Genomic DNA, 24,914 nt, shown 5'->3' on the forward strand with positions numbered 1-24,914 from the left:
CTCCCCGGATCGCGTCGAAACCCTTTATAGGGAAGGCGTTATAACAGAACCATACGGACCTTTACGAGTTTTCCGGTCTGCCCTCACCCGTTGATCGAGCCCGGTTCCTTTCCCGTAGCAAAGGGCAGGCCCTCGTCGTCCCAGCCGGTCAGGCCGCCGATCATGATTTTCACCGGCCGTCCGAGCTTGGCCAGCTTCAGCGCCGCCTTGTCGGCACCGTTGCAATGGGGACCGGCGCAATAAACGACGAACAGCGAGCCTTCTGCCCACTGCGCCATCCGCGCGGCATCGATCCCCGCATGAGGCAGATGCAGGGCACCTGGAACGTGACGCCGTCCATAGGCCTCCGGAGTTCCGACCACATGCAAGAGCACGAAGTCCTGTTCTCCCCTCCGCAGGGCTGTCGCCACATCATCGCAATCGGTTTCGACGGAAAGCCGGTGTTTGAAATGATCCATGGCCACTTGCGGCTCCGCCGCCGGTATCATGCTGACAACGCTCATGAAATGTCTCCTCAATCAGAACTGTTGTGTCTGGTTGCGGGAAACCTAGCCGGAGTACGGGCAATTGACCGCTGGCAGGATTGCCATCTATCGTAAAAATCATGCCAAACCCGCAAAGCCCCGTAACCGCACCCAATCCGCTCGTCGTCGCCCTCGCCTACGACGGACTGTGCCTGTTCGAATTCGGTGTCGCCTGCGAAGTCTTCGGGCTGCCCCGGCCGGAAATGGGCGACGGCTGGTACCGCTTCGCGGTCGCTTCGGTGGATAAGGGCGATATCCGTGCGCCCGGCGGTCTGCGGATTGGCGTCGATGGCGGCCTTGAGGTGTTGAGCCGGGCCGGCACCATCGTCGTGCCCGGCTGGCGCTCGGCGGACGCAGAGGTGCCCAGGGTTCTGGTCGACGCCCTGAGGGCCGCCCATGCGAACGGCGCCCGGCTGCTGTCGATCTGCTCCGGCGTCTTCGTGCTCGCCGCCACCGGCCTGCTGCACGGGAAAAAAGTGACGACCCACTGGCGCTACACCGAGGCCCTGCAGAAACGCCATCCGGAACTGGAGGTGGTGCCGGACGTGCTTTACGTCGACGAAGGCCGGATACTGACCTCTGCCGGAAGTGCGGCCGGCATCGACCTCTGCCTGCATCTGGTCCGCCGCGACCATGGCACGGCGGCCGCGAATTCCGTCGCCCGGCGTCTTGTCGTGCCGCCCCACCGCGACGGCGGACAGGCGCAATATTCCGAGCTGGGTGTTCCCCAGCCGCACGAAGGATCCCGCCTCAGTCCCCTTTTCGATGAGATGCGCGCGAACCTTCAAGCACCCTGGACCATCTACGACCTGGCCCGCCGCGCCGGCATGAGCGAGCGCACCTTCCTGCGCCGGTTTCAGGCGGTAACGGGCACCACGCCCGCCCGCTGGTTGCTTGCCGAACGGCTGCGCCGCGCCCGCCAGTTACTGGAAGAGACAACGGAGACCGTTGACCGCATCGCCGACCGGTGCGGGTTCGGCAGCGCCACCAACCTGCGCCACCATTTCGGACGGGAACTCGGCATCACGCCGACCAGCTACCGCAAACAGTTCCGCGGTCTGGCTCACTCCTGAGACATATCGGCTACCCCAAAGATGGAGAGTTGCCTTTCGGGCGTACCGCAGAAAGTGTACATAGGGTCAGGCCCCTAGCCTAAGCTGACAGAAAATCCGGAAAGCCAGACGAGCGATACCTGATGACCCAACATCCCCTGCCCGCTTCCATCGACGAGACCTTGACGCTTCTGGAAAGCGCCGGCTATGTGGCCGACCGGTCGCTGGCAACCGTGCTGCACCTGTCCCTGCGCATGAAGCGCCCGCTGTTTCTGGAAGGCGAGGCCGGCGTCGGCAAGACGGAAATCGCCAAGGTTCTGTCCGAAACCCTCGGCCGCGACCTGATCCGCCTGCAATGCTACGAGGGCCTCGACGTGGCGTCTGCCGTCTATGAATGGAACTACCCGGCCCAAATGGTGGAAATCCGCGTTTCCGAAGCCGCCGGCGACACCGACCATACGGAACTGTCCAAATCGATCTTCGACGAACGCTTCCTGATCAAGCGCCCCGTCCTGCAGGCGCTGGAACCCCATATCAACGGCGCACCGGTGTTCCTGATCGACGAACTCGACCGGGCGGACGAGGCCTTCGAGGCATTCCTGCTGGAAGTGCTTGCCGACAACCAGGTGACCATTCCCGAACTCGGCACGATCAAGGCCGCCGAACCGCCGATCGTCGTCATCACCACCAACCGGACCCGCGAGATCCACGACGCGCTGAAACGCCGCTGCCTCTACCATTGGGTCGACTATCCGGATGCGGAACGCGAGCTGGAGATCGTCCGCCGCAAGGTGCCGGGCGCCGCCGAACGCCTCAGCCAGGAAGTGGTCGCCTTCGTCCAGAAGCTGCGCGCCGACGAGGACCTGTTCAAACAGCCGGGCGTTGCCGAAACCCTCGACTGGGCCACGGCGCTCAGCGAACTCGACGCCATGGCGCTCGATCCGGACCTCGCCTCCGATACCCTCGGCGTTCTTCTGAAATACCAGGACGACATTGAGCGCGTGCGCGGCTCCAAGACCCGCCAGATCATTGAGGACATCCGCAAGGAAGAGCCGAAATCCCCGGCCATGCCGGCGGTCTGAGCGGGTAAGATAATGCTTGAACGCCCAAGCCACTTGCACCCCTCTCCCCCCTTGAGCCGAAATCCCCGGCCATACCGGCAGTCTGAGCGGGCAAGGCAAATGCGCGAACGAGCAAGCCACTTGCTCCCCTCTCCCCCCTTGAGGGGGAGATGTCCGCGCCAGCGGACAGAGGGGGGTGTGTGGTCTCTCGGCAAAGGGAAGCTTTGGCGTATGGGGCAGACTTCGTTACCCCCCTCTGTCACCTTCGGTGACATCTCCCCCTCAAGGGGGGAGAAGGGTGCGAAGGGAAAAGTTCTGCCACACCTTCAGGCTTTTGGTGAAAATGGGAGGCATCGATGACCACCCTCTCCCCCGAGGCCGAAGGCCGCATCGTCGACAACATCGTCCATTTCGCCCGCACGCTCCGCAAGGCCGGCATGCCGGCAGGGCCGGCGACGGTGGTCGATGCGGTGCGGGCCGTTGAGATTGCCGGGATTTCCAGCCGCGAGGATCTGTACTGGACGCTGCATGCGGTGTTCGTGCGCAAGCGCGAGCACCGGGTGCTGTTCGACGAGGCCTTCCGCATCTACTGGCAAAGCCGCGGGCTTGTCGAAAAGATGCTGGCGATCCTGTCGCCCGTCGCCCCGCCGCGCGGCGCACCGGAAAAGCCCAAGGCCGGCCAGACCCGCGTCTCCCAGGCTTTCCAGGCGTCCAAAGAGCGCATGAATGAAGAAACCCGGCCGCAGGTGGAGGTCGACGCCAAGTTCACCGTCTCCGGCAAAGAACTGCTGCAGACCAAGGACTTCGCCCAGATGACGGCGGACGAGATCGCGGCCGCCAAGCAGGCGCTGCGAGAACTCGCAATTCCCTTGGACAAGATCCGACAGCGGCGGCTCAAGCCGGCTGCGCGCGGGCGGATCGATCCGCGCCGGACGCTTCGAGCCTCCATGCGCGCCGGCGGCGACATCATCGACCTGAAGTTCCGCCGCGCCCATGAAAAGCGCCCGCCGCTGGTCGCGCTCTGCGATATCTCCGGCTCCATGAGCCAGTACACCCGCCTGCTCCTGCATTTCCTGCACGCCATGACCGAGGAACGGCGCGACGTGCACACCTTCCTGTTCGGCACAAGGCTGACCAACGTTACCCGCCAGCTTCGGATGAAGGATCCGGACGAGGCGCTGGAAGCCTGCAGCGAGGGCGTGGAGGACTGGTCCGGCGGCACCCGCATCGCCACCGCGCTCCATGAATTCAACCGGGTCTGGTCCCGCCGCGTGCTTTCCGGCAGCCCGACCGTGCTGCTCATCACCGACGGGCTGGAGCGGGATACGGACGAGGATCTGGAACGGGAAATGGATCGGCTGCACCGCTCCTGCCGCCGGCTGATCTGGCTCAATCCGCTGCTCCGTTTCGACGGCTTTCAGGCGAAAGCAAAAGGCATCCGCGCCATGCTGCCCCATGTGGACGAATTCCGCGCCGCCCATTCGCTCGACGCCGTCGCCGATCTGGTCAAGGCGCTCAGCGGCGATGGCGGCGCGACTTTTGAGACCGATCCGCGCCGGTGGTTGAAAGCAGGCTGAAGCAGATCCGATTGCGACGTGATTGACGTAAGTCATTCCGGCTTGCGACCAACGAGCTCATCTTGACGAAAGCAGTATTCAGTCAAGCGGACCATACCCTCATGTGGGCTTTTCGAACTCTTGCCTCATCAGGCGCCGGACTTGTTCTTATCCTTCTTGTTGCGTTGAACCTGTCCGGCACAGCCCGGGCACAGGAAGTCGGCATGACCTGCCCGCCGGGATGGTCGGTCGAAAGCCAGGGGCAGATGCTGCGCCGATGCATTTCGCCCGAGCGCGATGCGTTCATCGAAATCTATGGTTATGACGGAGCCAGTACGGATCTTGGCGCGGTTCTGAACAATTTCACCCAGTCCATGAGCCAGCGCGGCATGCCGTATCAGCAGTTCCGCAAGGAGTCGCCGGGCAACGTTTCCGGCATTCCGGCGCTGACGCGGGAATATACCGGTCAGGCTTATGGCGTCCTGTTCCACTCCTATGTCTCCGCCTCCAGCCAGGGCGGCAAGACCTATGTCCTGCAGGCCCTTTATTCGGCGAAACGAACTGACGTTCTCCAGCCGCAGATCCGTTCTGCGATGAACAGCTGGAGTTTCCCCAATCTCGGGGCGCCGGCACCAACGGCTACGCCGCCGGCACTCAGCGGCCCTCGCTCCTTTGAAAACCGGCAGCAATGCCGGAGCACACTCTGCGTACCCGCCATCCGCGACTGCAAGAATTACGACCTGTCTGACAAGCGCTACAATTGGCGGTACCGGCTGTGCGAATTCGTCGAAAGATCCTGCAACGGCTATTGCGATGCCTATTGGCATATCGCCCTGCAATGTTCCAAGGAGGCCATCGGAGCGGCCCTCGGCTATTGGAGCGCGGCCTGCATCCCGGTCACCCACGATGCAGGGGCCGTCGACAAGTGCTTCTTTCCGAAGGACGGCGAAACCCTGGCGCGGCTGCAGCAGATGGCCAAATCGCCGGAATGCAAGGTCGCAAGATAGGTCCGTTCAAAACAGCCAGTTCCACAACAGCGGCAGCAGGATTGCCGTTGCCAGCGCGTTCAGCCCCATGGCCAGGCCGGAAAAGGCGCCGGCGACCTCGCTGACCTGCAAGGCCCGCGCGGTGCCGATACCGTGGGAGGCGGTGCCGATCGCAAGCCCGCGGGCGGCCATGTCCTTCACCCTGAGGAGATTGAGCAAGAGCGGTCCGAGCGCCGCGCCGAGGATGCCGGTCAGGATGACCAGAACGGCGGTGAGCGACGGCAGGCCGCCGAGCTGTTCGCTGATCCCCATGGCAACCGGAGCCGTCACCGATTTCGGCGCCAGCGACACCAGGATTTCGTCTGTCGCCCCGAAGGCCCATGCGATGCCGACGGCACTGACGATTGCCGTGAGGGACCCGGCAAGCAGGCTGACCGTGATTGCCAGCGCCGATTTGCGCACCCGCTCGATCTGCCGGTAAAGCGGCAGGGCGAGCGCCACGGTTGCCGGGCCGAGCAGGAAATGAACGAATTGCGCGCCCTCGAAATAGGTCGCGTAGGCCGTGTCCGTCACCGTCAGGATGGCAACCAGCACGACAACGGCAATCAGCACCGGATTAAGGAGCGGATTGAGCCTGCCCTTCCGGTAGATCCAGAAGCCCATCTGATAGGCGGCAAGCGTCAGGGTCAACGCCAGCAGCGGGCTGGCGGCGAGATAGACCCAGATGTCGCGCAGGCCCTCACCCATCGGTCTTCTCCGTTTGGCCCGCATCGCCCCTGCCCAGAAAACTCATGACAAGGGCCGTCACTGCGATGGTCGCCAGAGTGCTGCCGACCAGGGCAAGCGTGATCGCGAGCGCCTGTTTGCCGATCAGGGCGATATGCAGCATCACGCCGACACCTGCGGGCACGAACAAGAGCGACAGATTGCCAAGGAAGGCGTCGCCGACCTTTGCCAGCCCGTCCGGAATGCCGCCCTTCGCCACAAGCCCGGCGAACAGGATCACCATGCCGATCACCGGTCCCGGCACTGGCAGGTTCAGCGCGGCCTTCAGCAATTCGCCCGCAAGCTGGCAGGCAAAGATCAAGGTGAGATAGAAAATCATGGCTGCTCCCCGGCCAACTGTTTTCACGAAGAGTGAAACGGCCGGAGGCCCAAGGCAAGCGCGGGGAAATGCTAAGCCGGCCGAAAAGACGAAAGCCCACCCTCACCGGACTTGGGGGCACCCGGCAAAGGCAGGCCTTCCAAACCGGGCAAGGCCCGGTTGTCTTCAAACGTCGGTCGATCCGGTCGCAGACGCAGAACCCGTGCCGAATCGAACACGCCAAACCATTACATTCAATTTAGTGAAACTAGAATGCGAAACTACACGCCGCCCCCGCGTCAAATTGTTTCGCCTGCGGGGAGAAGCGGCAGGAAAGCCGACTTGTTTCGCATTAGCGACAACGCGAGTGGATTGCCCGGACTTCGCCGGGCAATGACACCGTGGATATGGCAGCAGCTAGCTACACATGCTGCGTCATCACACGGCGAAGTCCGGGTGATCCAATCCACCTCGCCGCTAGCTATTCAGCGTCTCATAAAGGTCTTCCCAGTCCGGGTTCATGGTCTCGATCATCCGAATTTTCATCGCCCGGGACCATTTCTTGATGCGCTTTTCCCGGTGGATCGCCGCCGTGACGTCTTCATGGATTTCATAGTAGACGAGCAAAGACACGCCATAGCGACTTGTAAATCCGCTGGTGTGTTTCTCCCGATGCTCCCAAACCCGGCGGGCCAGATCATTGGTCACGCCGGTATAGAGGGTTCCATTTTTGCGGCTTGCGAGGATGTAGACGAAGTAAGCCATGTCGAAAGCTATGGCTTGTTTTCCGTTTAAACAAATAATCGCCTCAAGGCACCGCAATCACGGGCGTTCTGAGGCCGACGCGCTGGAACAGGTCGGTGATGTCGGAGTTGGCCATGCGGATGCAGCCGTAGGAAACGGCGCGGCCGATGGAGCCCGGCCGGTTGGTGCCGTGGATGGCGTATTTGCCGCCGTTGAGCGTCAGCGCCGCGACACCCATGGGATTGTTCGGCGCACCGCCCGCAATCACGTCCGGCAGGGAGGGATGGTCGCGGTGCACTTCCGCCGAGGGCGACCAGGCCGGCTTGACGTATTTGCCGTCGATGTAGGTCTGGCCGGTCCAGACCTTGCCCCGCTTGCCGACCGCCACCTTGTAGCGGATCGCCCGGCCGCCGCCGAGAACCAGATAGAGCCGCTTTTCGGAATTCTTGATGACAATGGTGCCGGGCCGGAAGCCGCGATTCTGGAACCCGACCAGTTCCGCTGCATCGGAAACACTCGGAACGAGACTGACAAACAGAACCAGAACGGCTGAAAACACCAGAGCAATACGCATGACAGATCCACACTCGGGTCATCTGCAACAATGCTATTGCGTGCGCGGACAAAGAAAAGAGCCCCGCGGCAAATTCTTTCCAAAAGGTTAAGATCGCGATCCGTGACGATTGCAGTCTGGCACCTGCCGCTCAACGCCTCCGAAGAGCGGTCATTTGTAATCGTATTTGCCGTCTTTCCACTCGTACCAGACATAGCCGGGCAAGGACGAATCGCCCTTGTCGTCGAAGGAGACCGGTCCGAGAATCGTGGAAAATTTACCGCTATCAAGCGCGCCGACCAGCGCCTTGAAATCTGTCGTTCCGGCTGCCTCGGCGGCCTGGGCGAAGATCTGGATCGCGGCATAGGTGGCAAGCGCGTAGCGCTCGGACGGTTTGCCGGCTTTCTCGAGTTCCGCGATCACCGGCCGGGCCGCCTCGATCTTGCGCGGATCTGGGTAATAGGTGACCAGCGTGCCCTCTCCCGCCGGACCGGCAATCGCCCAGTATTCGTCGGACAGAAGCGCCTCGCCGGAGACCAGCACCGTTTTCATGCCGCGCTCCACCATCTGGCGCTTGATCAGGCCGGCTTCCGCCGGAAAGCCGCCGATAAACAGCACGTCGACGGATTCCGCCTTCAGCTTGGAAACCAGCTGGGAATAGTCCTTTTCGCCGGGCGTGTAGGCTTCATAGAGCGTCTCGAAGACGCCGGCGTCGTTCATGACCGCCTTGGCCGCATCCGCCAGTCCTTTGCCGTAGACGGAACTGTCATGGAGGATCGCGATGTTCTTGCCCTTGTAATTCTGCGCCAGAAAATCGCCGATTGTCCGCCCCTGCTGATCGTCCCGCGCACTCAGGCGGTAAATACCGGGGCCGGGCCGCTCGTCGGTGTATTTCGGATTGCCCGCGCCGGGCGACATCTCGATGATGCCTTCCTTGGCGTAGACGGCACTTGCCGCAATCGAGGGCTCCGAACAGAAATGGCCCGCCATGAAGACGGCGCCCTTGCCGACCATCTGATTGGCAATTGCAACGGCCTTTTCCGCGTCGCACTCATCGTCGGCGATTTCCAGAACCAGCTTCTCACCGTTGACGCCGCCGGCCTTGTTGATGTCGGCAACGGCCTGTTCGGCCCCGGCCTTCATCAGCTCGCCGAAGAGGGCGTACTGGCCGGACATCGGACCGGCGGTCGCAATCACCATATCGGCCCGGGCCGCTCCGGTTGCGGCCACGCCGGCGATTGCCGCCACACCTGCCAAAATCCACGTCTTCATCATCTGGCGCTTCAGCTTTCCCTGTCAGTCACAACCAATTGGTACACGATGCAAACGACGGTTTTGAATATATTTTCTGTCATATTCGGGAATAGAGCGCACGCGCCTGACCTAAAGCGCCCCTACCTGACACCTAAGAAGACGCGCGTCCTGTCGTTTTCCCGATATTTTGCCTTCGCAAAAACGTGTCCTTCACCAATTCAAACCTATATTCTTTCATGAGCTTCCCCTCATACGGCGGTTGACCGGGAGAATTCGACCGCCCTGGGGAACGACGGAAAGGAAAGTTCTTTTTGGCCTCAAAGACCGCAGTTACGATTAAGGCAGCCGGCAGCGGCGCTGGAAACGCCCCCTCGAAGGCAGGCGCACCGGGGGACAGCTATGCGCCGCTCGACAGCGCCCATTTCCGCGAGGCCATGAGCCGGATCGTCACCGCGGTCCACATCCTGACCACCGATGGCCCGGCGGGCCGGCTCGGGGCCACCGTCTCTGCGGTCTGTTCGGTATCCGACGATCCGCCCAGCATTCTGGTCTGCGTCAACCGGGCAAGCCGGGTGCATGCCGCGATCCTGAAAAACCGGGTCTATTGCGTCAACACGCTGCAGCCGAACCACCAGGCGCTCTCCGACGCCTTCGCCGGGCGCGGCAATCTGGACATGGACGCCCGGTTCGCCATGGCCGATTGGACCTCGCTCGCCACCGGATGCCCCGGCCTCAAGGACGCGAGCCTCAGCATCGATTGCGAGGTCTTCAGCATCACCGAGATGGGCACTCATTCGGTCATCATCGGCACAGTCGCCGATGTGCGCATGAGCGATGAGGACCGGTCGCTGGTCTACATTCGCCGCGGCTATCACAGCGTCTCGAAATAATTCCCAACATTCGCCGCAGTCTGGGCTAGAGTGATTTGAAACAATCCGTTTCGAGCACAAACCCATCATGCCCGGCCCCAGAAACCTGATCACCGATGTCCCCGGCCTGAAGGTCGGCAATGCCGAAGACCCGGCTCTGAAATCCGGCGCGACGGTGCTGCTGCCCGACGAATCCGCGGTCGTTTCCGTCGCCATCCACGGCGGCGCGCCGGGCACGCGGGAAATCGCCCTTTTGGAACCGGAACAAACCGTCGACAAGGTGGATGCGATCGTCCTTGCCGGAGGATCCGCCTTCGGCCTCGATGCCGGAGCCGGCGTCCAGGGGCGGCTTGCGGAACTCGGACGCGGCTTTGCCGTCGGCCCGGTGCGCGTGCCCATCGTTCCGACCGCCATCCTGTTCGATCTGCTCAACGGCGGCGACAAGGGCTGGGGCGAGGCCGCGCCCTACCGGGATCTCGGCCGCGCCGCCCTCGACAACGTCGGCGAGGACTTCGCCTTGGGCTCCGTCGGGGCCGGAGCCGGTGCGACCACGGCCAACCTGAAAGGCGGTCTCGGTTCGGCCTCCAAGGTCCTCGACAACGGCGTCACCGTCGGCGCGCTGGTTGCCGTCAACGCGCTCGGCCGCGGCACCGTGGGCGATACGGCCCATTTCTGGGCCTCCCCCTTCGAGATCGGCAATGAGTTCGGCGGCCTGGGCCTGCCCCAGCCGCTGCCCCCGGAAGCCGTTTCGGTGAGAACCAAGCTCGACGGGCTCAAGGCTGGCGCCAATACCACCATCGCGGCGGTGGCAACCGATGCGGTGCTGACAAAATCCGAAGCCAAACGGCTGGCGGTCATGGCCCATGACGGCCTGGCCCGCGCCCTGTGGCCGGCCCACACGCCGCTCGACGGCGACCTGGTCTTTGCCATGTCGACCGGCCGGAGAAAGTTGGAACGCGGCCTGGAGGACATGGTCCAGATCGGTGCGGCGGCAGCCTCCTGCCTTGCCCGCGCCATTGCCCGCGGCATCTATCACGCCCAGGCAGCCCCGGACGATCCGGTCCCGACCTGGCAATCGCGGTTCAAGCGGTAATTCACCTCGTCAAACAAACGGGCCGGCGCTTTGCAGCACCGGCCCGTTTTCAAATTTACCGGGTTCTTACTCGGCGGCTTCCAGATAGTCCTTCTGGTCGCTGTCGCCATCGTTGCCGCCGCCGGAGCCGCTCTTCAGCCGGTCGAGCAGGGTCGCCCGCTTTTCCGCAGCCTTGGCCATATTGGCGTCCTTCACCGGACCGAAGCCGCGGACCATGTCCGGCACGCGGGCAAGTTCGACCAGAAGGCCGTAGTTTGCCGTCTCCAGCCGGTTGGCGATCGTGGCCAGATCCTCGGTGTACTGCTGCACGAGCTTGCGTTCGGCCTTGCGTTCCGCGGTTCGTGCGAACGGATCGTACCACTTGCCGCGAATGCCCTTGAACGCGGACAGGAGCTTGAAGGCGGTAAAGATCCACGGACCGAAGGCGATCTTTTCCGGCCGTCCGGTGCGCGCATCCTTGTGATGGGCGATCAGCGGCGGGGCCAGATGGACCTTCAGTTTGCGCGGGTTCTCGAACCGCTCCGCCACCTTCCGCTTGAAGGCCGGATCGGAGTAGAGCCGCGCGACCTCGTATTCGTCCTTGTAGGCCATGACCTTGTAGAGCATGTCGGCTGCCGTTGCCGTCAGCCGCAAGGTGCCCGGCCCCTTGGCCTCGTCAGCTTCGCGAACCTTCGCGATCGCGGTCTTGAAGCGTTGTGCGTAGCCGGCGTTCTGATAGGCGGTCAGTTCTTTCGCATAGGCCTCGATCTGTTCGTCCAGGCTCAGCTTGGGTGCCGCCACGTCCTTCGGCAGGTGCTCGAGGATGAGTTCCGGCGAAGCGGCCAGGATACGGCCGGCCCGGAAGGCCTGGATATTTGCGTCCACGGCGGCCTTGTTCAGGCGCAGCGCGCCCTCGATGGCCTCGGCCGAAATCGGCAGCGCGCCGGACTGGAAGGCCATGCCCACCAGGATCATGTTGGCATAGATGGCATCGCCCAGAAGCTTTTCGGCAATGCCGGCCGCATCCATCCCGAGATAGGCGCTCGAGGCTTCCTTGAGCGACGCATCCATGCGGATCTCGTCGAAGGACAGCGTCTGCCGCATGACGAATTCCGCCGTGGGCGCGACCCGCGTATTGGCAAAGGCCCTGGTCGTCTCACGGTTGGCCATGCCGAGCTGTTCCGCGTTGGTCGCCACGACCATATCGCTTGCCAGCAGCACATCGAGGCTGGCCGTCGGCACGCGCGGTCCCTCGATGGTCTTGTCACCGGCCGCAAACCGGACGTGGGAGGTCACGGGACCTCCCTTCTGCGCAAGGCCGGTCATGTCCAGCGTGGAGGCATGCTTGCCGTCCAGATGCGCGGCCATCGCGAGAATGGCGCTGACCGTGGTCACCCCCATGCCGCCGATGCCGGCAACCAGCAGGTTGACCGTGCGCTCCAGGCCGGCCAGTTCCGGCATGGGCAGGGTTTCCAGGATCCGGTCGATATCGACGTCCGCCTTTTCCGCCTTGCGCAGGGCCGCCCCTTCGATTTCGACGAAGGACGGGCAGAACCCCTTCACGCAGGAGAAATCCTTGTTGCAGCTCGACTGGTTGATCTGGCGCTTTTCGCCGTAAGGCGTCGCCAGCGGTTCGACCGACAGGCAGTTCGACTGAACGGAACAGTCGCCGCAGCCCTCGCACACCCGGTCGTTGATAAAGAGCCGCTTGTCCGGATCCTCCATCAGGCCGCGCTTGCGCCGGCGGCGCTTTTCCGCCGCACAGGTCTGGTCGTAGATGATGACGGACACGCCCGGATAAGTCTGCAGATCCTTCTGGATTTCCATCAGGTGATCGCGGTGATGCACGTTTGCGCCGGGAGCAAGGTTGCTCCAGGAGCCGTAGTGATCCGGATTTTCGCTGACCACCTCGATGCGCTGAACCCCTTCCGCCGCCATCTGCTGGGTGATCTGCGGCACGGTCAGCTGTCCGTCGACCGGCTGGCCGCCGGTCATGGCGACCGCATCGTTGAACAGGATCTTGTAGGTGATCGGGGTGTTGGCGGCGACCGCCTGACGGATTGCCATATAGCCGGAATGGAAATAGGTGCCGTCGCCGAGATTGGCGAAGACATGCTTGTCGTTGGAAAAGTCCTTCTGCCCTATCCAGAGGATGCCTTCGGCTCCCATGGCGATCTGGCCTTCCTGCGTCCGGCCGGCGATTTCCACCATGGCGTGACAGCCGATCCCCGGCATGACCCGGGCGCCTTCCGGCGCGACGGTGGATGTCGAATGCGGGCATCCGGAACAGAAATAAGGGGAACGGACGGCCCGTTCGGCATGACCCTGCGCCCACATGACCTGCTTGTTCATGCGGTCGGCCACCTGGTGCATCTGATCCGTGACCACCTCTTTCGGCAGCCAGGAAATCAGGGCCTGGATGATCTCGGCAATGGAGAGTTCCAGAACGTCGGACAGGAACGGCGCGCCGTTCGGACGGCGCTTGCCCCAGATCTCCGGACGGTCCGATGCGGGCCAGTGATAGAGCGCTTCCTTGACCTGGGGTTCCAGGAAGGCGCGCTTGTGCTCCACGACCAGCAGGCGCTCCGCGCCCCGGGCAAATTCGCCCAGGCCTTCCGGCTCCAGCGGCCAGGGCATGGCGACCTTGTAGACGGCCAGACCGATTTCCCGCGCACGTTCCTCGGTCAGCCCGATCAGGTCCAGGGCCTGACGCAGGTCCCGGTAGGCCTTGCCGGTGGCGACCAGACCAAGCCGCACGCGGGACGTGGCGCCGAAGGTTGCCCGGTCGAGCCGGTTGGCACGCACATAGGCCTGTGCCGCCGGCAGGCGCAATTCGCGCTGCAGGCGCTCGGTTTCCAGGCGGTTGGCCAGAAGAAGATCGCGGTTCTGGTGATAGTCCTTGCGCGGATCGCTCTCTTCCGGGAGCACGAAGCTCAACCGGTCGTCGGAAACGTTGATCGTCGCCGAGGCGTCCATCGTATCGGCGACACAGATCAGCGCCGACCACAGTGCGGAAAACCGCGACATTGAAAGACCGTGGAGACCGAAATCGAGAACGTCCTGAATGTCGGACGGATTGAGCACCGGCATTTCCATGTGCTCGAACATGAACTCGCTCTGCCCCGGGAGGACGGAGGATTTGGCCAGATGGTCGTCGCCGGCCAGCGCCAGGACACCGCCGTGACGGTGGGTGCCGGCGGCATTCGCCTGTTTCAGCGCATCTCCCGCCCGGTCGACGCCGGGCGCCTTGCCGTACCAGATCCCGAACACGCCGTCATAGTCGGAGTGCCGGCCCGGACCATGGAGCTTCTGGCTGCCGAAAACGGCGGTCGCCCCGAGTTCCTCGTTCACGCCGGGCTGGAAGACGATGTTGTTGGGCTCAAGAAGGCGGTGCGCGCGCTCCAGTTCGGTGTCATAGCCGCCGAGCGGCGATCCGCGATAACCGGAGATAAAACCGCCGGTTTTCAGCCCGGCCTTTCGGTCGAACCGCGCCTGGTCCAGGGTCAGACGGACCAGTGCCTGTATGCCTGTCAGATAAACCTGGCCACTCGTGGCGACATATTTGTCGTCAAGCGTGACTGTCGGCACATAAACATTCATCCGTTTTTCCTCCTAACCGGTAGCCTCGTCCGCAGCCCCGTCCGGACTTCGGCGTCGCTGAGGATAATATCATCCTTTTCGATGACAATTTCTGTGCTATCGTGACCCTTAATCCACGAAGAAACGCGTATTTATTCCCAAAAGCGCCGATGACCGAACATTATCTTCTCGATCCGTCCGACATCCGAGTCCTCAAGGCCCTTCAGCGCGACGCCTCCCTCTCCATCGCCGAGATCGCGAAGGAAGCGGGTATGAGTCAGACACCATGCTGGCGTCGAATCAAGAAGTTAAAGGAACAAGGTATTATTCGGCAAATCACGGCAATCATCGACCGGGAATCGGTCGGTCTGGGATTTGTCGCCTATTCCTTCGTGAAACTGGCGGTTCCCAGCCGGGAAAACATGGAAACGTTCGACCGCCTGGTTCACAACTGGCCGGAAGTGGTTACCTGCGAACGCATCACCGGCGCCGTCGACTACCTGATCAAGGTCATCACCGACGATATCAAAACCTACGACAATTTCCTGCGGCTCAAGCTGCTCGACAACACGCTCGTCTCCGACGTGCAGTCGCGAATCGTGGTCAGCACGGTGAAAGAGACCGTCGCCCTCCCCCTGCGCGAAAGCTGATCGCACGGCGGCCCTGCGGCCGTTTCACAGCAAGAAGGCAAGTGTGAAAACGGACGTGACCGTCGACAGCAGGATGGCCTTCATGATCACCGTCGGATCGATGCCATAGCGCAATGCCAGGACAAACGGCATGGCGCCGCAGGGACCGGCGGCGACCAGAAGCACCGAGTTCTGCCAGACCGGATCGCTGCCGCCGGCAAGAAGAACGATCGCGGAATAGACAAGTGGATGTACAAGGATCTTGAAGAGGGCTGCCATTGCCACGGCGCCTTCGATCCGCTTCAGGGAAACCGCGGACAGCATCACGCCCAGCGCAAACAGGGCTGACGGCGCCGTCGCGGCGCCGACGAAATCCACGTAACGGATCAGTCCCTCATGCAGCTGCAGTCCGGAAAAATTTACCAGGACGCCGGCCGCCAGGGAAAGAATCAGTGGATTGCTGCCGATCTGTTTCGCGATCCTGACCAGAGACCCGCTGCCGGCGCTGACCACGTCCAGAAGCAGGATTGTCGTCCCGTAAAGCACCACCGCATCGACGGCCATGACCGCGGCAACGGGCAGGGCCGCGTTCGGACCGATCGCCACCTGGGCAATGGGAAAGACGAAGAAGACATGGTTGGCGAAACAGCACGCCATGCCGATCAGCAGGGCTTCCAGGACGGGGCGTTTGAAGAAACGCCAGGCGACAACAAACCCGAGCCCGTACATCAGGACTTCGCTCAGGAGATAGATCAGGACGATCTTGAGATCGAATTGGGCAAGCGGGGCCCTGGCGACCAGGCCGAACAGAAGTGCCGGCAGTGCCGCCAGGATGACGAACTTGTTGATCGACGTGGCATCCGCCCGGGTGAGAACGCCGCGCCATCCAAGTCCGAGCCCGAGGGCAAGTGCTGCGAAGACCGGCAGGATCGCGGTCTGCAGAGCAGCCAGAATGAGGCTCATGCAATAAACCTCAGGGGCGAAAGCGGGCTCGCATCCGCGCATGGCTTCGCGCCGGTCATCAGCTCCGCCAGGATCCGCGCCGTCACCGGACCGAGCGTGAATCCCTCGTGTCCGTGACCGAAATTATACCAGAGACCGGGATTTTCAGGCGACGGGCCGACGACGGGCAGGGAATCCGGCAGGCAGAGCCGGCTGCCGAGCCAGGGTTCGTTGTCGATCTGGCGCCCGAGGGGAAAAATCTCCTCCGCCCGCTTTCGGGCCATCTTGATCAGCCCCGGCGACGGCGGCGCGTCGCGGTCGGCGAACTCGACCCCGGTCGTCAGCCGGATCCCCCGTTCCATCGGTGTCAGGACGAAACCGTGCTCGACATCGACAACGGGCCGGGACAGGGAGGCGCCGGAAGCCGGACGGAAATGGGAGTGATAACCGCGTTTGACCGCAAGCGGATAGCTCTCTCCCATTTTCTTCAGGAAATCGCCGGACCAGGGACCAAGGGCGACGACCGCCTGGCCCGCCCTGATATCGCTGCGTTCGGCACGCAAGTGCCAGCCGTTTCTCTTGCGCTCCAGTTCAAGGGCGTTTCCGGAAAAGAACCGGCCGCCGTCCTGGATGAAGCTGCGCCAGACGGCATCGGTCACCGCCGCCGGGTTGGACACCGATTCGCTTTCCGGCCAGTAGACCCCGAACAGCCCGTCGGTGATCAGGCCCGGCTCCACGGCATTGATGTCGCCGCCGCTGAACTCCTGGTACTCCACGCCGTAGATCCGGGCGAAATGGCGCTCCGCCTCGCCGGCCGCCGCCCCCTTTGCCGACCGGTAGACGTGAAGCCAGCCGCTCTTGCGGTAGAAACGCTCCGCATTCGCCTTTTTCGCCAGCGCCTTGTGCTCGCCCAAAGCCAGCGCCTTGAGCGGCGCCATGGCCTTGGCATAATCCTGCACGGCCAGCGCCGTATTGGCGAAGCGGTGGTAGCGGTAAAGCCACGGAACCAGGCGGATCAGGGTTCCAAGATCATAGGTCACCGCCGTGGACTGCTTCAGCGCGATGTCGAACAGGGCCGCCGGGTCGGTCGGAAACGGAAACGGGCAGAAACCGCTGCGCTGGACGATGCCGGCATTGCCGAAGGAGGTCTCTTCGCCGGGATGCCGCCGGTCGATCAAAGCAACATCGAGGCCGCGCTGACGCAGATGAGCCGCGGTGGACACGCCCGCAATCCCGGCACCGAGCACAATGACATCGACCTGATGCAAAACCGCCTCTTGGATTTTTCTCCCTTTCCGCTCATACCTTAAAAATCGGAAAAACCATATTCTTTGGCGACGGGGACATACCTTTATGCTCCCCGGAGAGGACAAACCCCGTATGCTGAGACTACCCCTGGAAGCCCTCGGATGGCTGGGACGGCGCGGAACCGTGGCCGTCGCGGCCAGCCTGTTCGTGGGCATGGCGCTGCCGTCCTGGTCCGCCTATGCCCGGCCCTGGCTGTCTCACACCGTCTTCGTACTGCTGGTGCTTGCCTTCCTGCGCGTCGATCCGGTCGCCGTCCGCAGCCGGATGAAACGCCCTGTCCTGCTGCTTGCCGCCGGCGCCTGGATGATGCTCGGACTGCCGGCGATCGCCGTTTTGCTGCTAAAGGCCTTCGGGCTGACCGGCATCGGCCCGGAATTCACGCTCGCCATCTTCATCGTGACCGCCGCCCCTTCCGTCATGTCCGCGCCCGCCTTCATCTACCTGATGGGCCTCGACGGCGCCCTCAGCCTCACGGTGCTGATCGCCTGCGTGCTGATGACACCGGCCACGGCCCCTCTGATGGGCGGCCTGATCCTGAACGGTGTCCTGCCGATCAGCGCGCCGGACCTTGCTCTCCGGCTGTTTCTCCTGCTCGGCGGCGCGTTTGTGGTCGCCTCGCTCATCCGCCTCGTCACCGGTCGAGAGCGGATCGTCGGCTACAAGTCCCAGATCGACGGGCTGAACGTGCTGATCCTGTTCTTTTTCGCGGTCGCGGCCATGGACAATGTGGCAGCCACCTTCGCCGACCGTCCGCTCTACACCTTTGCGATCGCGGGCCTCACTTTCGTTGTCGCCTTCGCCCAGATCGGCCTCACCCTGCTGGTGTTCCAGCCGGCCTCGCGCGCCGATGCCTTCGTGATCGCCCATTCTGCGGGAAACCGGAACCTGGGGCTGATGGTCGCGGCCCTTGGCGGCACGGTTCCGGAGTTCACATGGCTCTGGTTCGCGCTCGGCCAGTTGCCGATCTACATGCTGCCGCTGATGCTCAAGCCCTTCGGGCAGTGGTATTCGGAGAGCCATCCGCCAAAGACCACCTGACATCCGGGGAAATTATGCGTAACGTGCCCCCGTCCTGGGCACACAGGAGTTTGGTTTATGAGAATTTTCAGTCGGGCCTGCGCCGCCGTTTCCGGCACCTTGCTCGCCGCTATCCTGGTCTCCTCGGTCCATGCCGGCGATTTTGCGGATCTCAGCATTATCGGTTTTTCCAAGGACGGCCGGCGTTTCGCCTTCGAGCAATATGGCATCCAGGACGGATCCGGCTTCCCCTATTCGGAAGTCTTCGTCATCGACGTCCAGAAAGACAGCTGGGTGAAACCCTCGCCCTTCAAGTTCGTCGAAAAGGATGTGCCGGAAGGCGCCGATCCGGACGTGATGCTGGATGATACGCGGCATGTGGCAATACAGGCGGCGAGCGATTCCGGCCTGCTGGACGGTATCGATTATTCCGGACAGACGGTCGGCGACAATCCGGTGACCGAAGTGAGCGCGGATCCGCATCTCATGGTCGTCAATCCGCGCAAGGTTGTCCCGGCGTTCGACGACCCGATGGAGTTTTCCATCGAGGAATACCCGCTGGCCTCAGACAAATGCGCCGGCTACGGCGCGCAGACCCGCGGCTTCCGGCTGACCATGCTCTACCAGGGAATGGCCAGGGTCCTGAACGACGACAACGACCTCCCCGAGAGCCGGGGCTGTCCGCTGTCCTACCGGATCGAACGGGTGATCACCCGTTATCCGGATGCGGGACCGCCGGTCTTTGCGGCCCTGATTCTCATGCAGACCCACGGCTTCGAAGGTCCTGACGGCCGTTATCTGGCGATAACCGGGCGGTTTTGACCCGATCTCCGGTGTCAGGCCGGGTCAGCTACTTGCTCCGGCCGGGATAGCGTGATAGCCGCCCGGCTGAGCCAAATTGCTATGGGCGCCACACTTGGCGCCCGGCCTTTTCCTGGAGCCGGAAATGACCCGTCACATCACCATCGCCCCCTCGATCCTCGCCTCCGACTTTTCCAAGCTCGGCCAGGAAGTCCGTGACGTCGTCGAGGCGGGAGCGGACTGGATCCATCTCGATGTCATGGACGGCCATTTCGTGCCCAACATCACCTTCGGCCCGGACGTGATCAAGGCGCTGCGCCCGCACACGGACAAGGTGTTCGACACCCATCTGATGATCGAGCCGTGCGACCCTTACCTGGAAGCCTTCGCCAAGGCCGGGTCCGACATCATCACCGTCCATGCGGAAGCAAGCCCCCACCTGGACCGCTCGCTGCAGGCGATCCGCGCGCTCGGCAAGAAGGCCGGCGTCTCGCTCAACCCGGCAACCCCGGAAAACGTCCTGGAATACGTGCTCGACCGGCTCGACCTGATCCTGATCATGACCGTCAACCCGGGCTTCGGCGGCCAGAAGTTCATCCAGGCCATGGTGGAAAAGACGGCCCGGATCAAGGCGATGATCGGCGACCGGCCGATCGACATCGAGATCGACGGCGGCATCACCCCGGAAACCGCGCCGCTGGTTTCTGCCGCCGGCGCCAATGTGCTCGTCGCCGGCTCCGCCGTCTTCAAGGGCGGCTCGGTGGACAGCTACGCCGCCAACATCTCCGCCATCCGCAAGGCCGCGGAAGAGGCGTGAAGCCGCTGCCGCTGACACCCTTTCTCAACCCTTTGCTGTCACGGTCCCGTGTCAAATGTCAGGAGACAGAAAGCACGTGGTCAGCCCGGCCTCATTGAAATCCGGCATCCGGACCCTGCCTGAAAACCGGTGGCTCCCGGTCAGGGCCCTCGGGTTCTCTCTGGTCTGGGCCCTGCTGATCACCGGCCTCGTCACGATCGAGCTCGCCCTCGCCAATCAGGGAATGACCGCCCGGACGACCGCCGTCGTGATCCTGTTCGCGCTCGGCTCCTTCGCCGGCGCCCTGTTCGCCCGGGCCCTGGCCGCGTTCCTCAGCCGGTTCCGTCCGCAGCAGAGCGCGCGCTTTGCCGCCATGTTCTTCGGCCTGATCACCGGCACGGTCGGCATGACCGCCTTTTTCCACTTCCTGCAGTTCCGCAGCTACTATTCCATGACCCACAGCGACATCCTGACGGTCCACTGGGCCATCGAGATGATCATGACCGGCGCAAACGCGGTCTACATCTTCATGATCGAAAGCGCGATGCTGCTCCTGCCCTGGGGCCTGCCGCTCGCGCTCGCCGCAGCCTGGGACTATGCGACAGCGCCGATCGAGCGCAAACGGCAATAAATCGCGGCTCTCCATTGAGTGACGGCAAGGCGTCTGCTAAACGGCAGCCAGATTTTCTGAAAACGAGGACGCTCGATGATCCCGCGCTATTCGCGACCGGACATGGTCGCCATCTGGTCGCCTGAATCCAAATTCCGCATCTGGTTCGAAATCGAGGCACATGCCTGCGATGCGCTTGCCGAACTGGGCGTGATCCCGAAAGAGGCCGCCAAGACCATCTGGGACAAGGGCGGCCCGGCCACCTTCGATATCGACCGGATCGACGAGATCGAGCGCGAAACCAAACACGACGTCATCGCCTTCCTGACCCATCTGGCGGAAATCGTCGGCCCGGACGCCCGCTTCGTCCACCAGGGCATGACCTCCTCGGACGTTCTCGACACCTGCTTCAACGTCCAGCTCGTCAGGGCGACCGACATTCTGCTCGCCGACATGGACGCCCTGCTTGCCGCCATCAAGCGCCGGGCCTTCGAGCACAAGGACACGGTCACCATTGGCCGCTCCCACGGCATCCACGCCGAACCGGTCACCTTCGGCCTGAAGATGGCGGAAGCCTATGCCGAATTCGACCGCTGCCGCACCCGCCTGGTCAATGCCCGCGAGGAAATCGCCACCTGCGCCATCTCCGGCGCCGTAGGCACCTTCGCCAACATCGACCCGCGCGTGGAAGAACATGTCGCCAAGGCGATGGGCCTGACGGCGGAACCTGTATCGACCCAGGTCATCCCGCGTGACCGCCATGCCATGTATTTCGCGACCCTCGGTGTCATCGCCTCGTCGATCGAGCGCGTCGCAGTCGAAATCCGCCATCTGCAGCGCACCGAGGTTCTGGAAGCCGAAGAGTATTTCTCTCCCGGCCAGAAAGGCTCCTCGGCGATGCCGCACAAGCGCAACCCGGTGCTGACGGAGAACCTGACCGGTCTGTCCCGTCTGGTGCGCATGGCGGTGACCCCGGCCATGGAAAACGTCGCCTTGTGGCACGAGCGCGATATCTCGCACTCCTCCGTGGAACGCATGATCGGCCCGGACACGACCGTCACCCTCGACTTCGCGCTGGCCCGCCTCACCGGCGTCATCGACAAGCTTCTGGTTTATCCGGAACGGATGATGGGCAACATGGATCGTCTCGGCGGTCTGGTGCACTCGCAGCGCATCCTGCTGGCGCTGACCCAGGCCGGCTGTTCGCGCGAGGACGCCTACCGCCTCGTCCAGCGCAACGCCATGAAGGTCTGGGAAAGCTACCAGGTCTCCGGTTCCGCCGGCGTCGACTTCCTGACCGAGTTGCTCAACGACCAGGACGTTCGCAAGTACCTGTCGGAAGATGACATCCGCGACCGCTTCGACCTTGGCTACCACACCAAGAACGTCGACGTGATCTTCAAGCGCGTGTTCGGCGAAAGCTGAACGGACGGCAAAGACCGGATCCGGGCGGCCCTTTGGGGCGAAACTTGTGCACTATGACCGGGACATGGCCGCCCGCAAGGCCAGACGGATGGGACGGCCCGACTGGGCCGGCCCCTGCCCTGACCACGGATGTTTGTTCCAGGTCAAAGACAAGTCCGCCTCATTTCCCGCAACAATGTCCTCTACAAACCAGGTCTGTGGGGCCCATGACCGGAGGACAGTCATGCTTCTTAAAATCCTGAATGCCGGCTTTGCCGGCTGTCTTGCCGCAGCGACCGCCTTCACCGGTTTCGCCGGCCCGGCGCAGGCGCTGCCGCTCCCGCGGACCAACCCGCCGATCACGGAAGACCTCGGCGGAAACGTCATCAGGGTCCAGAACGAGATCCCCGCGAACCCGAAATGGATTTACCCGCGCAGCTACAAGGAGCGGTATGAACCGCCTGATAGCTATGGACATCAAGGACGGACCAACCGCTCCCAAAGGGTCGACCGCTCCCAAAGGCATCACCGATCGAACAGGGGATTTTACCGGCACAACGGTCATACCTACTACAACGGCCACCGCGGCTATCGCCACCCGAGGCGCGGGTACCGGCAATATAACGGTTGGTGGTTCCCGCTCGGAGCCTTCACCTTCGGCACGATTATCGGCCCGGGCTATTACTACCCGTCTTACCCGTCGCGCGGCCTGAGCCAGGCCCATTACAACTGGTGCTACCGCAAATACCGGTCCTACCGGGCCTACGACAACACCTTCCAGCCCTATCACGGGCCGCGCAAGGCCTGCCGGTCGCCGTACTGGCCGTAATCGCGCCGGGAGCGAAGTGTTGTTTTTTCAGATGGCGGCCCCGGGCCGCCATTTTGGCATGATGATAAAGACTGATTTCGTCATCTACCCTGTTATTCGACCAGCAACAAAGGTGGATTGGAACCGGCGGCCTTACCCCACATTCTGCCGTCATCACACGGCGAAGTCCGGGTGATCCAATCCACCTCGCCACATGCCGGGAAAGAGGGGAAAGAAACCTGTCTACGCTCTCTCACATCTCTCCGGCAAACGGACAGGCGAGTAGATTGCCCGGACTTCGCCGGGCAATGACACTTGAGGAAAGTTGCAGTTGACACGGCTTTTCCACTTGCGCCAAGACAGCGGGAGAGACAAACAAATTAGGTCCGAACGTGAAAATTTCCGACACCGATATCCTGCTCGTTCCGGGCTACGGCGACACGCCGTCCGGACACTGGATGATGCGCTGGCAGGCCAAGATGGCCAATGCCTGGGTCGTGGAACAGAAGAACTGGTTTCAGCCGGTGCGCAAGGTCTGGCAGGACGCGCTGGAAAAGCGCCTTGAGAAGACCACCCGTCCCGTCGTCCTGGTGGGCCATTCGCTTGGCTGCATCCTGATCGCCCATGCGGCCCACGCCCTGCCGAAGGACAAGGTCCGCGGCGCCTTCCTGGTTGCCCCGACCGATCTGGAACGGGACGCGCCGAAACCGGCCTTCGACACCGGCAACTTCGTGCCCCTGCCCCGCGCCCCGCTGCCGTTTCCAGCCCATGTGGTTGCAAGCCGCACCGACCCGCATTGCGCCTACGCACGGGCCGAAGAGCTGGCAAAGGCCTGGGGCGCCACGTTCCAGGATGCCGGCGAAGCCGGCCACATCAACCTGGAAAGCGGCCGCGGTCCCTGGCCGGAAGGCATGATGTCGTTTGCCTATTTCATGAAGCGGCTGGGGTAATACGAAAGCGTCAGCCAATATCCGGCGAGACGAAGCCCGAACTCAAAAATGTCAGCCGGTCTGCCTTATCGCCGAACGGACAAAGTACCGGCATTGCACAGAGTGATATGACGGCCACTATGCTGGCTGAAGATGTACTTCGAAAAAGCACTGTCTCGCTCCGGTCCCTCGGCAACGAGTGAAAGGCCGCCGGACCAGCGCCCCATCATCGTCAGCCTGAACACGATGGCCTCTTTGTCGGGATCGGATGGGTAGACGAAAAACGCTTTGAGTATCCCGCCATCATCTGCCATCCAGATTTTCTTCAACACGAACCCTTGATCGTTGTGAGGTCCGTCAGCCCAGCATTTGAAGGCTTTCTTGTAGGCCTCGTAAATCTCCGGCTCCTTGTCGTAAGGAATGGTGGCGTTCAGGGGCAGCATGAATGAGCGCCTGCCAGTCATATCCGACATCTGGTCCGACACCTTGGATTGGCAACCGGCAAGAACGACCGCGACCATTGCGGCCAGAAAAATAGAAAATTTCATGAAAAGCCTGAATTTTACGACGATCGAATTGGCTGAATAGACTAGATATTTCAAGGTCTCGCCGCAATCAATGGGAGCAGGATTTTTTTTCACGCACTTCATTGGGGCAGAGATTTCCTCCGATCTTCCTGAGTGTTAAAAGCTTGTTCCGAGCGAACCGACCGGCAGCGGATTTTGCGGTTACGGAGAAATTCATGCGAACTTCCAAACAGGAATATTTCGGTTCGGAAGCGCTCGCATTTGCCCGGGAATTACGTAAAACCCGCGTCGTTTCCGATAGCTGGGTAACCGAATATGTTGACCCGCGCACAGGAGAGGTTTGGATCCTGGACTATCCGAATTCGGAACATCAGGGTGGCGGCCCTCCCAGATTGCGCCTCAAGAGCAACCGGACATGAAGGGTCGACGCTTTCCTTTCCTCATGGCGAGGTAGCTCCTGGGCCCACAGGTTCGGGGTAAGTTCACGCCGGGAAAATAGCCATATGACCGGCCCCACGGGTTTCCTCGCCGTGCGGCCGCAATTCTTGCAGAAACGTCCGACCCCGCCTCAGGCGGTCACACCGCCCTTCGATGAAATCAGGTCGTTGATCTTCTTGCCGAGGAACAGGCTGACGGGAATGGCGATCACCGCACCGACGATCGCGCATCCGGCCAGAAGCAGCGGGTTGATTTCATTCACGCCGTGGATCGTCAGAGGGATCAGCGCCCCGATACCGGCGAGCGTCGGCCCGACAATGATGAAAAGGATAATACCAAGTTTCCACATGAAGCTGTCTCCATTTCCTTCC

At 62.5% G+C, this 24,914-nt stretch carries 26 protein-coding genes; 15 read left to right on the top strand and 11 right to left on the bottom strand.

Annotated features, from left to right (window positions below; genetic code table 11):
- Positions 1-83: 83 nt before the first annotated feature.
- Positions 84-503, bottom strand: a complete 420-nt coding sequence (locus HK439_RS17085; protein ID WP_190292728.1) for a rhodanese-like domain-containing protein — start codon at positions 501-503, stop codon at positions 84-86.
- An 80-nt stretch (positions 504-583) separates the two neighbouring features.
- Between HK439_RS17085 and ftrA the strand changes: the two genes are divergently transcribed.
- From ftrA to HK439_RS17105, 4 genes are all read left to right on the top strand, one after another.
- Positions 584-1,597, top strand: a complete 1,014-nt coding sequence (gene ftrA / locus HK439_RS17090; RefSeq protein ID WP_209011895.1) for a transcriptional regulator FtrA — start codon at positions 584-586, stop codon at positions 1,595-1,597.
- A 122-nt stretch (positions 1,598-1,719) separates the two neighbouring features.
- On the top strand, positions 1,720-2,658 hold the full coding sequence (locus HK439_RS17095) for an AAA family ATPase (protein WP_190292730.1): 939 nt from the start codon (positions 1,720-1,722) through the stop codon (positions 2,656-2,658).
- Between the two features lie 335 nt (positions 2,659-2,993).
- Complete coding sequence (locus tag HK439_RS17100) at positions 2,994-4,214, top strand: vWA domain-containing protein (protein WP_190292731.1); 1,221 nt, start codon at positions 2,994-2,996, stop codon at positions 4,212-4,214.
- Between the two features lie 203 nt (positions 4,215-4,417).
- Positions 4,418-5,200 (top strand): hypothetical protein, encoded by a 783-nt coding sequence (locus tag HK439_RS17105; RefSeq protein ID WP_190292732.1) that lies wholly within the window; start codon positions 4,418-4,420, stop codon positions 5,198-5,200.
- Positions 5,201-5,206: 6 nt separating this feature from the next.
- Here HK439_RS17105 and HK439_RS17110 read toward each other — a convergent pair whose 3' ends face one another.
- The 5 genes from HK439_RS17110 to HK439_RS17130 all read right to left on the bottom strand — a co-directional run bounded on the left by HK439_RS17110 (position 5,207) and on the right by HK439_RS17130 (position 8,835).
- On the bottom strand, positions 5,207-5,926 hold the full coding sequence (locus HK439_RS17110) for an LrgB family protein (protein WP_190292733.1): 720 nt from the start codon (positions 5,924-5,926) through the stop codon (positions 5,207-5,209).
- Positions 5,919-6,284 (bottom strand): CidA/LrgA family protein, encoded by a 366-nt coding sequence (locus HK439_RS17115; protein WP_190292734.1) that lies wholly within the window; start codon positions 6,282-6,284, stop codon positions 5,919-5,921. The genes HK439_RS17110 and HK439_RS17115 overlap by 8 nt, the downstream gene beginning before the upstream one ends.
- A gap of 456 nt (positions 6,285-6,740) precedes the next feature.
- Positions 6,741-7,028: a GIY-YIG nuclease family protein gene (locus HK439_RS17120; protein ID WP_190292735.1), complete on the bottom strand. Its 288-nt coding sequence runs from the start codon at positions 7,026-7,028 to the stop codon at positions 6,741-6,743.
- 43 nt (positions 7,029-7,071) lie between these two features.
- On the bottom strand, positions 7,072-7,581 hold the full coding sequence (locus tag HK439_RS17125; RefSeq protein WP_190292736.1) for a L,D-transpeptidase: 510 nt from the start codon (positions 7,579-7,581) through the stop codon (positions 7,072-7,074).
- Positions 7,582-7,731: 150 nt separating this feature from the next.
- Positions 7,732-8,835 carry a branched-chain amino acid ABC transporter substrate-binding protein gene (locus HK439_RS17130; protein WP_328804189.1) on the bottom strand — a complete coding sequence of 368 codons (1,104 nt, stop codon included), beginning with the start codon at positions 8,833-8,835 and terminating at the stop codon, positions 7,732-7,734.
- A gap of 290 nt (positions 8,836-9,125) precedes the next feature.
- On the opposite strand from HK439_RS17130, the gene HK439_RS17135 reads away from it, so the two are divergent.
- Both HK439_RS17135 and HK439_RS17140 read left to right on the top strand, forming a co-directional pair.
- Positions 9,126-9,704, top strand: coding sequence for a flavin reductase (locus tag HK439_RS17135; protein WP_235987982.1), 579 nt, complete (start codon positions 9,126-9,128; stop codon positions 9,702-9,704).
- Between the two features lie 67 nt (positions 9,705-9,771).
- Positions 9,772-10,776 (top strand): P1 family peptidase, encoded by a 1,005-nt coding sequence (locus HK439_RS17140; RefSeq protein WP_190292737.1) that lies wholly within the window; start codon positions 9,772-9,774, stop codon positions 10,774-10,776.
- Between the two features lie 66 nt (positions 10,777-10,842).
- On the opposite strand, the gene HK439_RS17145 is transcribed toward HK439_RS17140, so the two are convergent.
- Entirely contained in the window at positions 10,843-14,355 is a 3,513-nt protein-coding gene (locus HK439_RS17145) for an indolepyruvate ferredoxin oxidoreductase family protein (RefSeq protein ID WP_190292738.1), read from the bottom strand.
- A gap of 149 nt (positions 14,356-14,504) precedes the next feature.
- Between HK439_RS17145 and HK439_RS17150 the strand changes: the two genes are divergently transcribed.
- Entirely contained in the window at positions 14,505-14,984 is a 480-nt protein-coding gene (locus tag HK439_RS17150; RefSeq protein ID WP_190292739.1) for an Lrp/AsnC family transcriptional regulator, read from the top strand.
- A gap of 24 nt (positions 14,985-15,008) precedes the next feature.
- Here HK439_RS17150 and HK439_RS17155 read toward each other — a convergent pair whose 3' ends face one another.
- Both HK439_RS17155 and HK439_RS17160 read right to left on the bottom strand, forming a co-directional pair.
- On the bottom strand, positions 15,009-15,926 hold the full coding sequence (locus HK439_RS17155) for an AEC family transporter (protein ID WP_190292740.1): 918 nt from the start codon (positions 15,924-15,926) through the stop codon (positions 15,009-15,011).
- On the bottom strand, positions 15,923-17,173 hold the full coding sequence (locus tag HK439_RS17160) for an NAD(P)/FAD-dependent oxidoreductase (protein ID WP_190292741.1): 1,251 nt from the start codon (positions 17,171-17,173) through the stop codon (positions 15,923-15,925). Before HK439_RS17160 ends, HK439_RS17155 begins: the two co-directional genes overlap by 4 nt.
- A 112-nt stretch (positions 17,174-17,285) precedes the next feature.
- On the opposite strand from HK439_RS17160, the gene HK439_RS17165 reads away from it, so the two are divergent.
- The 7 genes from HK439_RS17165 (at position 17,286) to HK439_RS17195 (ending at position 23,599) form a co-directional block, all read left to right on the top strand.
- Positions 17,286-18,251, top strand: coding sequence for a sodium:proton symporter (locus HK439_RS17165; protein ID WP_190292742.1), 966 nt, complete (start codon positions 17,286-17,288; stop codon positions 18,249-18,251).
- A 57-nt stretch (positions 18,252-18,308) separates the two neighbouring features.
- Complete coding sequence (locus tag HK439_RS17170) at positions 18,309-19,052, top strand: DUF2259 domain-containing protein (protein ID WP_190292743.1); 744 nt, start codon at positions 18,309-18,311, stop codon at positions 19,050-19,052.
- 124 nt (positions 19,053-19,176) lie between these two features.
- Positions 19,177-19,848 (top strand): ribulose-phosphate 3-epimerase, encoded by a 672-nt coding sequence (rpe, locus tag HK439_RS17175; protein WP_190292744.1) that lies wholly within the window; start codon positions 19,177-19,179, stop codon positions 19,846-19,848.
- Positions 19,849-19,903: 55 nt separating this feature from the next.
- A complete protein-coding gene (locus HK439_RS17180) occupies positions 19,904-20,458 on the top strand; it encodes a hypothetical protein (RefSeq protein ID WP_190292745.1) in 555 nt (184 codons plus the stop codon).
- A gap of 75 nt (positions 20,459-20,533) precedes the next feature.
- On the top strand, positions 20,534-21,862 hold the full coding sequence (gene purB, locus HK439_RS17185) for an adenylosuccinate lyase (RefSeq protein ID WP_190292746.1): 1,329 nt from the start codon (positions 20,534-20,536) through the stop codon (positions 21,860-21,862).
- A gap of 223 nt (positions 21,863-22,085) precedes the next feature.
- Positions 22,086-22,670 (top strand): BA14K family protein, encoded by a 585-nt coding sequence (locus HK439_RS17190; protein ID WP_190292747.1) that lies wholly within the window; start codon positions 22,086-22,088, stop codon positions 22,668-22,670.
- A 371-nt stretch (positions 22,671-23,041) separates the two neighbouring features.
- Positions 23,042-23,599 carry an RBBP9/YdeN family alpha/beta hydrolase gene (locus HK439_RS17195; protein WP_190292748.1) on the top strand — a complete coding sequence of 186 codons (558 nt, stop codon included), beginning with the start codon at positions 23,042-23,044 and terminating at the stop codon, positions 23,597-23,599.
- 65 nt (positions 23,600-23,664) lie between these two features.
- On the opposite strand, the gene HK439_RS17200 is transcribed toward HK439_RS17195, so the two are convergent.
- Positions 23,665-24,228 carry a hypothetical protein gene (locus tag HK439_RS17200; RefSeq protein WP_190292749.1) on the bottom strand — a complete coding sequence of 188 codons (564 nt, stop codon included), beginning with the start codon at positions 24,226-24,228 and terminating at the stop codon, positions 23,665-23,667.
- Between the two features lie 92 nt (positions 24,229-24,320).
- On the opposite strand from HK439_RS17200, the gene HK439_RS27380 reads away from it, so the two are divergent.
- The gene (locus tag HK439_RS27380) at positions 24,321-24,524 is read left to right on the top strand and encodes an Imm27 family immunity protein (RefSeq protein WP_190292750.1); all 204 of its coding nucleotides are present in this window, start codon (positions 24,321-24,323) and stop codon (positions 24,522-24,524) included.
- Between the two features lie 149 nt (positions 24,525-24,673).
- Here HK439_RS27380 and HK439_RS17210 read toward each other — a convergent pair whose 3' ends face one another.
- Positions 24,674-24,892 carry a hypothetical protein gene (locus HK439_RS17210; RefSeq protein WP_190292751.1) on the bottom strand — a complete coding sequence of 73 codons (219 nt, stop codon included), beginning with the start codon at positions 24,890-24,892 and terminating at the stop codon, positions 24,674-24,676.
- Positions 24,893-24,914: the final 22 nt, after the last annotated feature.

This window comes from Roseibium aggregatum, assembly GCF_014692675.1.
In the GTDB taxonomy this organism is placed as follows: domain Bacteria; phylum Pseudomonadota; class Alphaproteobacteria; order Rhizobiales; family Stappiaceae; genus Roseibium; species Roseibium aggregatum_C.

Coding starts and splice junctions, on each gene's coding strand:
- HK439_RS17150 (WP_190292739.1), top strand. CDS start 14,505: ATGACCGAACATTATCTTCTCGATCCGTCCGACATCCGAGTCCTCAAG.
- HK439_RS17095 (WP_190292730.1), top strand. CDS start 1,720: ATGACCCAACATCCCCTGCCCGCTTCCATCGACGAGACCTTGACGCTT.
- HK439_RS17210 (WP_190292751.1), bottom strand. CDS start 24,892: ATGTGGAAACTTGGTATTATCCTTTTCATCATTGTCGGGCCGACGCTC.
- HK439_RS17200 (WP_190292749.1), bottom strand. CDS start 24,228: ATGAAGTGCGTGAAAAAAAATCCTGCTCCCATTGATTGCGGCGAGACC.
- HK439_RS17115 (WP_190292734.1), bottom strand. CDS start 6,284: ATGATTTTCTATCTCACCTTGATCTTTGCCTGCCAGCTTGCGGGCGAA.
- HK439_RS17140 (WP_190292737.1), top strand. CDS start 9,772: ATGCCCGGCCCCAGAAACCTGATCACCGATGTCCCCGGCCTGAAGGTC.
- HK439_RS27380 (WP_190292750.1), top strand. CDS start 24,321: ATGCGAACTTCCAAACAGGAATATTTCGGTTCGGAAGCGCTCGCATTT.
- HK439_RS17180 (WP_190292745.1), top strand. CDS start 19,904: ATGTCAGGAGACAGAAAGCACGTGGTCAGCCCGGCCTCATTGAAATCC.
- purB (WP_190292746.1), top strand. CDS start 20,534: ATGATCCCGCGCTATTCGCGACCGGACATGGTCGCCATCTGGTCGCCT.
- HK439_RS17105 (WP_190292732.1), top strand. CDS start 4,418: ATGACCTGCCCGCCGGGATGGTCGGTCGAAAGCCAGGGGCAGATGCTG.
- HK439_RS17145 (WP_190292738.1), bottom strand. CDS start 14,355: ATGAATGTTTATGTGCCGACAGTCACGCTTGACGACAAATATGTCGCC.
- HK439_RS17165 (WP_190292742.1), top strand. CDS start 17,286: ATGCTGAGACTACCCCTGGAAGCCCTCGGATGGCTGGGACGGCGCGGA.
- HK439_RS17100 (WP_190292731.1), top strand. CDS start 2,994: ATGACCACCCTCTCCCCCGAGGCCGAAGGCCGCATCGTCGACAACATC.
- HK439_RS17190 (WP_190292747.1), top strand. CDS start 22,086: ATGCTTCTTAAAATCCTGAATGCCGGCTTTGCCGGCTGTCTTGCCGCA.
- HK439_RS17155 (WP_190292740.1), bottom strand. CDS start 15,926: ATGAGCCTCATTCTGGCTGCTCTGCAGACCGCGATCCTGCCGGTCTTC.
- HK439_RS17120 (WP_190292735.1), bottom strand. CDS start 7,028: ATGGCTTACTTCGTCTACATCCTCGCAAGCCGCAAAAATGGAACCCTC.
- rpe (WP_190292744.1), top strand. CDS start 19,177: ATGACCCGTCACATCACCATCGCCCCCTCGATCCTCGCCTCCGACTTT.
- HK439_RS17170 (WP_190292743.1), top strand. CDS start 18,309: ATGAGAATTTTCAGTCGGGCCTGCGCCGCCGTTTCCGGCACCTTGCTC.
- HK439_RS17110 (WP_190292733.1), bottom strand. CDS start 5,926: ATGGGTGAGGGCCTGCGCGACATCTGGGTCTATCTCGCCGCCAGCCCG.
- HK439_RS17085 (WP_190292728.1), bottom strand. CDS start 503: ATGAGCGTTGTCAGCATGATACCGGCGGCGGAGCCGCAAGTGGCCATG.
- HK439_RS17130 (WP_328804189.1), bottom strand. CDS start 8,835: ATGATGAAGACGTGGATTTTGGCAGGTGTGGCGGCAATCGCCGGCGTG.
- HK439_RS17125 (WP_190292736.1), bottom strand. CDS start 7,581: ATGCGTATTGCTCTGGTGTTTTCAGCCGTTCTGGTTCTGTTTGTCAGT.